An 8,851-nucleotide genomic window follows, 5' to 3' on the forward strand; every position below is an offset into this window, starting at 1 on the left:
TTACTACCCTTTTTCGAGAATGAGAAGTGCGATAACAGAGTGAGTTAGTAGGTTTTATGAAATTTGCATCTCTAGGCCTTTTTTCCTGATTTTAAACAGCGCCAGCAAATCTAATAATGCGTGTGCAATTATCACCACAACTAAATTGCCCATCAAAGCTTGCACAGTCAGGCTAAAGAGTAGGCCAATTAAGATGTATAAGACACAAACTAAATAGAAACGCTTTAGATTACCAAGAAAATGAATCAGACCAAATAAACTAGCAGAAAGGAAAATCCCTAAAAGCTGATCTAATAATCCGCGAAAAAATAATTCCTCGCCCACTCCAGCCATAACTGAAATTAAACAGATTGAACTAAGTGAGAGCTTACCGGCGAGTGGAATCAAGATTTCATTTTGTAGCAGGTTTAACTGAGCATGCAGGATCGGGATTTTTTTCGACCAACGTTCTAAGTTAAAATTAAAAAACGTTAAGATTAAGCCCAGCGCAAGACCTAGCGCAATCATCGAGACAGACAAACTCAGCCGCTCAAGCTGCTGCCAATAGACAAGGCCGACAAAGCCAGCCAGGCCGATTGCTCCTTCAGAAACTAGAGTTAGTTTGAGTATTTCTGCTTCAGAGCTTTGCGGCATTGCGAATGTGGCAGAGCACTGCAGCTAATTCGGAGCTCAATTTCTCAAGCTCAAGTTTTGAATTTTCAAGACGCAAGAAATGACTACTCAGTGCGCGTAGATAATAAAGCTCCGCAGTTCTTGCTAGTTCAGTTGGATCAGGCAAATAACCATCAATCAAACGATGGCCATAACGCTCAATTTTCGCTTCGAGCAATTCCAAATGGTGCGCATAACGAACTTCAACTCCCGCACCTTGCAAGCAATCTGCAAGACTGCGGCCTTGGCGATATAATTCCTCAACGTGCATTCTTGAAAAATTATTAAAACTCCAGATTGCAGCAAAAATATTGCGTGTCGTAATCACCTCTACCGCTTCGGCCTGGGTAATGATTTGTTGAGCCAAGTTTTCAACCTGATGCCAAACTTCCCCATTATAGCCACGCTCTATATTCGCTCGCAGCTCAGACTGTAGGATAAAATCTCTAACCGCCAGTGGCTGCTGGAAGCGGATATAGCAGGCACTTTCTTTTTTAAAGAGTCGGAAGAAAGACTCGAGCAGTTCAAAGATACTTTCCTTGGGTTTACTCTGCCCTAAAAACTCACGCGCTAAATCCGTTTCCTCAATAACCCGGTCGTAATTAATTGAAATCGGAACAATCTTCAGATCCGCTAGCTTGCCTTGTTCCAAAAAACCAACGAGCGTTTTCAAAAATCCTAGCTTAGGTTCACGTAAAATCCCCGAGCGCGTGCGCCCACCTTCAATAAAGACCTCAAGCATTTTACCCTGTTCAAGCAGCTCGCTGACATAGTTCTCGAAAACTTCTTGGTAGAGGCGGTCATTATTAAAGCTACGTCGGATAAAAAGTCCCCCAGAACGGCGCAAGAAAAAGCCTGCGGGGAAAAAATTCAAATTATCGCCAGCAATAATATAAGGCAGCCTGAGCCCCTGCCTGTCAAAAAAATATGTCAAAAGTAGATAGTCAAAATGGCTGCGATGCGTCGGGGCCAAAACTACTGGGCCAGCCGCAAGCAACTCACGAAGCTCATTAAAGCCGTCGACATCAAGGGTTTTAAAAACGCGACTGAAAAGTGGCGTAAGTATGAGCTTTAATGTCGCCACAGCCCAAGGCTGAACGGATGCCTGCATTTGACGGCGATACTGAGCGCGGCGTGGCAAGTCATTTCGCTCGGTCCAGCTTTTTTTGTCAGCACGAGTGATCTGGCCGGTGCCAAGATCAGTCGCAACTTTTACTTCACGATCTTGCATAAATCCTTGTCTGCGCTCTCAAGATTCTGTGGACCGAGCAGGGCCGATCGCCAAGCTTTGTTGCTTGCATTCTCTAAGGCCACAACCAACGCTCCATCCTTACTCGAATCTTGCTGCTCGCGCAAAACGCAATCCCATTTGCCTACTTGATTTTGCTGATTTATGCCACCGCTAAGATCAATCAATTCTAATTGTAGTTTTAATTGCAGTTCAGTACCGACTAATTCAAGTTGTTCAATCTTAGTAACGGCAGTCATAAAATTTGCTGGCAAAGATTGATCCCCAGATTGAGTATGCATGCTCGGCATAATGTCAGCACGACCAACTTGTAGCCCAACCTCGCGTGCAGCTCTAAGCGCCCCCTGCTCAGCAATGCGCACTAGTGCCTCTTGGGGCAACGGTCCCATATTATTAAAACCATAACTTTGTGCGAAGGCCTGCAGTAGCTCAGCATCGAGACGCGCTTCGAGCTTTGGTTGATTCACTAAGAGAACGCCACGCGTACTAGTAGTCTGCAGTTGACTTTGACTTTTAAAACTTATTGATTCTTCCAAAAATTTAACTAATAAACGCTGCAGTTCGGATTTCAGTAAACTACTCAAGACCAAGGCATTTCCCGTAGACTTCAGACGCTTGAGACCAAGTTCGTAAGTCGCACTATAAAGAACATTGCCCTTGTAATTTAACACCGAGCAACGCAGTGTCCCACTCAAAGACACCAAGCGCGTGAAAAGTAAGTCATAGGCATTCACCGTCGGACGCAGTAGCTCAAGCTTCAAAACCTGCTCGGGACGATAGAGCTTGGCAAGTGCAGGAATGTCTTGTTGATAAACCTCCACACTTGGTCCACGCAAACGCTCCACTGTTTGCACTGATATTTCATGTAAATACCGTTCAATACCCTGCTCAAAATAAACCCGAGTTAGCGGCACTAGGCCAAATACATACTGATTTCCGAGAGACCCACTTTTAGCCTCGGGAATGACGATTAGTGTTGTAGCAGCGGATGAATTTAAAATTTGCTGGTGACTGGCTGGGGGCGCATTCAAGGCAAAATGCTCCGGTAAGCCCATGCGGAAACAGCCTGTAAACACAAGAAATATCGCAAGTATTGAGCAATCTTTCGGAAATAGTCTCATAACTATATATAGATACTTATCAAGTAGAGTTCAATGGATAACATTTTCAGTTCAGCACCGGCAATAAAACTCAGTTCTACAATCACTCCAGAAATCTCTGAGGCAATTGCTCGGCACAACTATCGCCAAGCTTTACAGCTACTAGATAAATACCTCGAAACAGATCCTGCATCACTTGCCGCAAAACTGTGGTGGATTCGCTTACAACTCGAAGAGCGTAAATTGCCACTTGGAGTCTTAAGTGCGCCACTTGAAGAACTCAACGCAAAACTGATCGCCGAGAAAAGTCTTCACCCACTTGCCGTTGAAACTCATTACACCTTAGCAAAACGTCTAAGGGACAAAAACCAACTAAAACTTGCTGGCTTAGTCCTCACCAGTGGCTGGAAGCTCTACACTGCGAGCCCCGATCTAGATCTCAACACAGCAGCTAAAAAAACTTTTCTCGAAGAAGCTCAACAAATTTTGAAAGATGAATTAGCTCGCGCAACTGACAAGCGTGAATCCCCTGCGCAGCTTACCACGCTCAAACATACCTTAGAAGAACTAACACAAAAACTTAAAGCAATTAGATCTCTACAAACTATTCCAGAGACAGCGCCAAGTGCAGCAACAGCGCCAAGCGCAGCAACAGCGCCAAGCGCAGACCAACCCGCAGTAGTAACTCCAGTCACAACTTGGAGCCTCGACCCCACAGCAGCGTCTCCTCACCCGCAAACTCCTACGATTGAAGCAAATCCAATTTTCTCTAAACGCCTCATGGCAACAGTGTTTTCCTTAGTTGCTCTAGTTTTTTTAGGCTACTACGCTTATCAAAAGTATCTGACACAACAAACTCTCAAGCGCCTGGCAGCAATCAAACCGGCACAAGCAGAAATAATCAGCTTGCCTGCTCCAGTGATTGAGCCAATGATCCCAACTGAAACTAAAACTGATTCGAGCACACAATCTCAAGCCCTAGAAAGTCTAAAATCGAGACTTGAAAATTTATCTTTCGAGAACAAGCAAGCCTCAAGCTCAGATCAGACCCAGCCAAACCAACCAAGCAACCAAACTCAAGCCATCAGTGATCTCGAAAAACAAGCTCTAGCAAAAATTCAAACTCCCGATCACGACACAAACTCAGGCATAACGCCGCCCGCAACAAACAACTCTTCTGACGGGATTGCTTCACTGCCAGCAGACAAAACTCAGCCAGAGCATGATCCACTGTTAGACCCCAGCGGATACGCACAAACTAAAATTGAAGACCTCACTCCCGAACTGCCTCCGGCAAAACGTCCGACGCGGCCAGATTTAATTGTCGACACAAACCCGGGAAACCTTGGAACACCAGAGCATCGTGGCGGGGCGGCAAGTGGGCCTGCGCTTGATGGTAGCAAGCTGCAGGGTTATGAGGTTGATCATTTTTCAGTGCCAATTTTCTTTAAGACAGTCACGGCTACCGATGTGCGTAAGGCCCCTTCACTACTTGAAGCACCGTTTGCGCATTTACGATCTGAGGCTCATGTAAAAGCTACTGCGCGACTTGGCAGATGGTTAGAAATTATTACGCCAGATGGACAAAGCGGTTTTATCTTTGCTCAAGATGCCAGTCCTGATCCTTCATACCAGCCTGGGGAGTACGAGCTTGACGACGCTCCTGCCAAACAATAGCTGGACCAGTTGCTAAATACGACAAGGAAAGCAGTAAAAACATCCAGCGGTTTAAGTACCAACTCAATCCAACCAGGACCGCAATACTTAAAATAAAATAAGCTGGATTAATATCCTTGAGTTTTACCTTCTTTAGTCCAAGAAAGGGAAAGCGACTAGCCATCAGCAAACTCAAAGTAAATGTGTATAAGGCAATTAAGGCTATTAAATATTGATTTTCAAGTCGATAAGGAAAAGCGTAAACCATGGCGGCAATACAGGCAGCAGCGCCTGGAATGGGCAGACCTGTGAAATTCTTTTTCATTTCCGTTTGCACATTAAAACGCGCTAAACGAAATGCCCCAGCAGCAACCAAGCAAAATGCAACGAGCACTCCAAATTCATCGAGCTGTTGCGCGAAGGCCCAAGAGTAAACGAGCACGGCAGGTGCGATCCCAAAAGATTGCATGTCGCAAAGAGAATCGAACTCCTTACCAAAGGCAGTCGTTGCGTTTAAGCGCCGCGCAATGCGCCCATCCATGATATCAAGAAACATTGCAATCGCAATCGCCTGAGAAGCAGCCGCATACTGCCCTTTAATTGCATACATCGTTGCCAGAAAACCAAAAAAAAGTCCGATCACCGTTACTAAGCTGGGAATCAAAAGCTTAGGCTCTTCAATCTTGGGTCGCACTATTTTTGGTCTAAATCTTGTAACTTTTCTCATACGTTTATTATATCAATAGTTAAGGCTTAGGCTTACGCTTGCCCTTAAGCTTTTCTAGCTTAACCTGATCAATCCACTTTGTCCCCTGCCTCGTTATCCCGTGCTAAAATATTGTTGTCCCGGCTTGAAACTTATGCACGACCACAAAAACACCTTAAATTTCAGGCCCCTAGAAGATATCAGCTACAAAAACTTGCAGATTTTATAGAAAATGATTAAAAATTCTGCGACGTTAAGTCCCGTACAAATAAATAGAGCACTGCCCTCGATCTTTGATTCGCTGACGGTGGGGATTACTTTACGCCTGGTATTTTTTCTTCAGGCGAATTTACACTCTACAATTATTTGTAATCTGCATTAATTTTTTGAGATTTAAAAAAAACTATGGCCCGCATCACTGTTGAAGACTGCTTAGAAAACGAAACTAACCGCTTTGCGCTTGTGCGGCTTGCCTCGAAACGCGCCAAAGAATTACTCACCGGCAAACCTCCCGTTACAGAAACAAAAGGTAATAAAGCAATTGTTTCGGCGCTACGCGAAATTGCTGACGGCAAAGTGCGCTTTAATAAAACCACTGAAGCTGAAGAAAACCCTGACGCTACGACAAACGAGCTAGCAAACGGACACGCTCACTGATATAGTAAACACCTTAGAGCAATTCACGATTTACGTAGTAAAGCGCTCTAAGTTTACATCATCGAGTTAGCGCTAAGTGAAACTACAAGACGTCATTTCTGCCGTTCAGGGCTATCTACCCAATCCAGACATTGAGCTGATTCACCGCGCTTATGCATTCGTGCGTCATCATCATCAGGGACAAACACGCGCCTCCGGAGAACCCTATGTTACGCACGTAACTGAAGTTGCCTTCCTAGCTACAAAGCTACGCCTCGATACGGCTTCAATCGTCACAGCACTCTTACATGATACAGTTGAAGACACCTCGGTTACGCTCCAGGAAGTTGAGCAACAATTTGGACAGGACGTAGCGCAACTTGTTGATGGAGTAACTAAACTCAGCCAGGTCAATTTTAGCTCACGCGAAGAAGCTCAAGCAGAAAATTTTAGAAAAATGCTGCTGGCCATGTCAAAAGATATTCGTGTGCTTTTAGTCAAACTCTGTGACCGCACTCACAACATGCGCACTTTAGAATTTTTATCTGAAGCCCGGCGTTTACGCATCGCCCAGGAGACGATAGACATTTACGCTCCACTTGCCCACCGGCTGGGGATTTATTGGATGAAGTCTGAACTTGAAGATCTCTCGCTCAGACATCTGCACCCTAACCAATATGAAATAATCAAACAGAGTGTGGCCACAAAAAAACGTGAGCGTGATTTATATATCGAAGAAGTTGTACGCTTAATTTCTACAGAACTTGAACAAAATAATATCCAGGGCAAAGTTTCGGGTCGTTCTAAGAATTTTTACTCAATTTACCAAAAGATGGAGCGCTCGGGAGTTGTCTTTGATGAAATTTACGATTTAACTGCCTTTCGCATCATTGTCGGGACAACCATGGATTGTTACGCAGCACTTGGCGCAATTCATGCAGCTTGGAAGCCGATTCCCGGAAGATTTAAAGACTACATCGCCATGCCCAAACCCAATGGCTATCAATCGCTGCATACCAGCGTGATTGGCCCACGTGCAGCGCGCATTGAAATTCAAATTCGCACTGAGGGCATGCATAACGTCGCTGAAAGCGGGATTGCCGCACACTGGGTTTACAAGGAAGAAGGCGAAACAGCTCAACTTGGACAAGAAGGTCAGCAATTTACTTGGATCAAAGAACTTGTAGAATCGGGTTCACTCTTACGTGACCCCAAAGAGTTCATGTCCACGGTTAAGGCTGAACTGTTTCAACACGAGGTATTTGTCTTTACCCCGAAAGGTGATGTCTATGCGCTACAAGCTGGGGCAACTCCAATTGACTTTGCCTATGCGATTCACTCCGAGGTTGGCAATCACTGCACCGGGGCAAGAATCAATGGTCAGCAAGTTGCTCTTGATTACAAACTTAAAAATGGCGATGCCGTAGAAATCCAAACAACCACCAAGCAAGTTCCCAACAAAGATTGGTTAAACCTTGCAGTCACCACGCGCGCCAAACAGCGTATCCGTGCCTGGCTTAAGGCTGAAGAACGTAAGCGCGCCATCAGTGTCGGCAACGAAGTCTTGGCCAAAGATTTGCAGCGCATGAAGTCCACGCTGCCGAAGGTCCAAAAATCCGGCGAACTTCTCAAAGCTGCTAAAGATCTAGGCTACAGTGATGAAGAAATGATGCTCACTGATATTGGTTACGGGAAATTAACTACCACTGAAGTGATTGCCAAGCTATTTCCCGAAGAAACAAACCTTGAAGAAAAACTCAAACAAGAAACGACGATCTTACAGAAAATTTTCCAGAAAGCAGCACGCAGCCTTAAAGACAAATCGGGCATTAAAGTCAGTGGCTTTGAGGATATGGTGTTTCATTTTGCACAGTGCTGCGAACCGCTACCCGGAGATCCGCTCGTCGGCTATATTTCTCGCGGCCGAGGAGTTGTCATTCATACGCGCAATTGCCCACAAGCAACGGCCCTCGATCAGCAACGCTTGATTGAGGTTGCCTGGGACGATCAGGCTCAAGCAATACGCTCCGTAAAATTAATGGTGCGTTGTCGTGACCGTCTAGGAATCTTGGCTGAAATCACTCAAGCGATCGCTAGCCAAGGTGCAAATATCGTCACCGCTTCACTCAAAACTCGCGCTGATGGATCTTCGCTTGGTGAATTTGAAATTTCCATCTCTGGAGCAACGCAACTTGAGGCGGTCGTGAAAACGCTAGAAAAGATTGACGGCGTGATGTCAGTAGAACGTAAACGCCGCGCACAAGCCTAGCAGCAAACAATACTAAAAATTCATGGCTGCAAGAGTCGCAGCATGTTAAATCCAGTTGATGCTAGATTTTCAGGATCTCTATATTACCCTCGCGGGGATACTCATCGGCTATATCAGTTCAATCACAGGTGGACTGGGATTGATGGCTGTGCCGCTTTTAGTACATTTCGGATTGACTCCCCAAATCGCAGTGACCACCAGTAAATTTGGCGCACTGGGGATGGTGATCGGCTCACTGCTGCGCTTTTCTAAAACTAATAATATCAACCATGAGCTGGTCCCAAAGCTAGTCTTGATTCAATTTCTTGGCACATTGCTGGGTGCTTATATTTTCGTCCAGCTACCACAAGGTCCTTGGATGAAGACCGCTGTAGCTGGTTTAACCTTAATGTTATTACCAGTTACTTTTTTGAGAAACCCCAAGCAAGATTCTGAGACTGCTACTCAAGACAAATCTCAAATTGGTTATTTTTTATATTTTTTAATTTCGATCTACCTGGGCATTTATGGCGCTGGAGCTGGCCCCCTGGTCTTCATGACATTTGTGCACTGCTTTGGCTTGAGTTTAATCGCTGCAAATGCAA

The 8,851-nt window shown here is 45.2% G+C and carries 8 protein-coding genes; 4 read left to right on the forward strand and 4 right to left on the reverse strand.

Features of this window, described 5'->3' with window-relative positions; genetic code table 11:
- Positions 1 to 54: 54 nt before the first annotated feature.
- Genes JNK13_07480 through JNK13_07490 form a run of 3 tightly spaced genes read right to left on the reverse strand, consistent with a single transcriptional unit; the run spans position 55 to position 3,021 of the window.
- Positions 55 to 633: a CPBP family intramembrane metalloprotease gene (locus tag JNK13_07480; protein MBL7662576.1), complete on the reverse strand. Its 579-nt coding sequence runs from the start codon at positions 631 to 633 to the stop codon at positions 55 to 57.
- The gene (locus JNK13_07485) at positions 617 to 1,882 is read right to left on the reverse strand and encodes a glycerol-3-phosphate acyltransferase (GenBank protein MBL7662577.1); all 1,266 of its coding nucleotides are present in this window, start codon (positions 1,880 to 1,882) and stop codon (positions 617 to 619) included. Before JNK13_07485 ends, JNK13_07480 begins: the two co-directional genes overlap by 17 nt.
- Entirely contained in the window at positions 1,864 to 3,021 is a 1,158-nt protein-coding gene (locus JNK13_07490) for a hypothetical protein (protein MBL7662578.1), read from the reverse strand. Before JNK13_07490 ends, JNK13_07485 begins: the two co-directional genes overlap by 19 nt.
- A 33-nt stretch (positions 3,022 to 3,054) precedes the next feature.
- Here JNK13_07490 and JNK13_07495 point away from each other — a divergent pair, with 33 nt between their 5' ends.
- Positions 3,055 to 4,677 carry a hypothetical protein gene (locus JNK13_07495; GenBank protein MBL7662579.1) on the forward strand — a complete coding sequence of 541 codons (1,623 nt, stop codon included), beginning with the start codon at positions 3,055 to 3,057 and terminating at the stop codon, positions 4,675 to 4,677.
- On the opposite strand, the gene pssA is transcribed toward JNK13_07495, so the two are convergent.
- Complete coding sequence (pssA, locus tag JNK13_07500) at positions 4,595 to 5,383, reverse strand: CDP-diacylglycerol--serine O-phosphatidyltransferase (GenBank protein ID MBL7662580.1); 789 nt, start codon at positions 5,381 to 5,383, stop codon at positions 4,595 to 4,597. The two genes, JNK13_07495 and pssA, sit on opposite strands and share 83 nt — an antisense overlap.
- Positions 5,384 to 5,767: 384 nt before the next feature.
- Between pssA and JNK13_07505 the strand changes: the two genes are divergently transcribed.
- From JNK13_07505 to JNK13_07515, 3 genes are all read left to right on the forward strand, one after another.
- Positions 5,768 to 6,019 carry a DNA-directed RNA polymerase subunit omega gene (locus tag JNK13_07505; protein ID MBL7662581.1) on the forward strand — a complete coding sequence of 84 codons (252 nt, stop codon included), beginning with the start codon at positions 5,768 to 5,770 and terminating at the stop codon, positions 6,017 to 6,019.
- A 76-nt stretch (positions 6,020 to 6,095) separates the two neighbouring features.
- On the forward strand, positions 6,096 to 8,267 hold the full coding sequence (locus JNK13_07510; protein ID MBL7662582.1) for a bifunctional (p)ppGpp synthetase/guanosine-3',5'-bis(diphosphate) 3'-pyrophosphohydrolase: 2,172 nt from the start codon (positions 6,096 to 6,098) through the stop codon (positions 8,265 to 8,267).
- Between the two features lie 58 nt (positions 8,268 to 8,325).
- A partial coding sequence (locus JNK13_07515; GenBank protein MBL7662583.1) for a sulfite exporter TauE/SafE family protein occupies positions 8,326 to 8,851 on the forward strand: 526 nt, incomplete at its 3' end.

The organism is bacterium, assembly GCA_016786595.1.
Lineage (GTDB): Bacteria > Bdellovibrionota_C > UBA2361 > SZUA-149 > JAEUWB01 > JAEUWB01.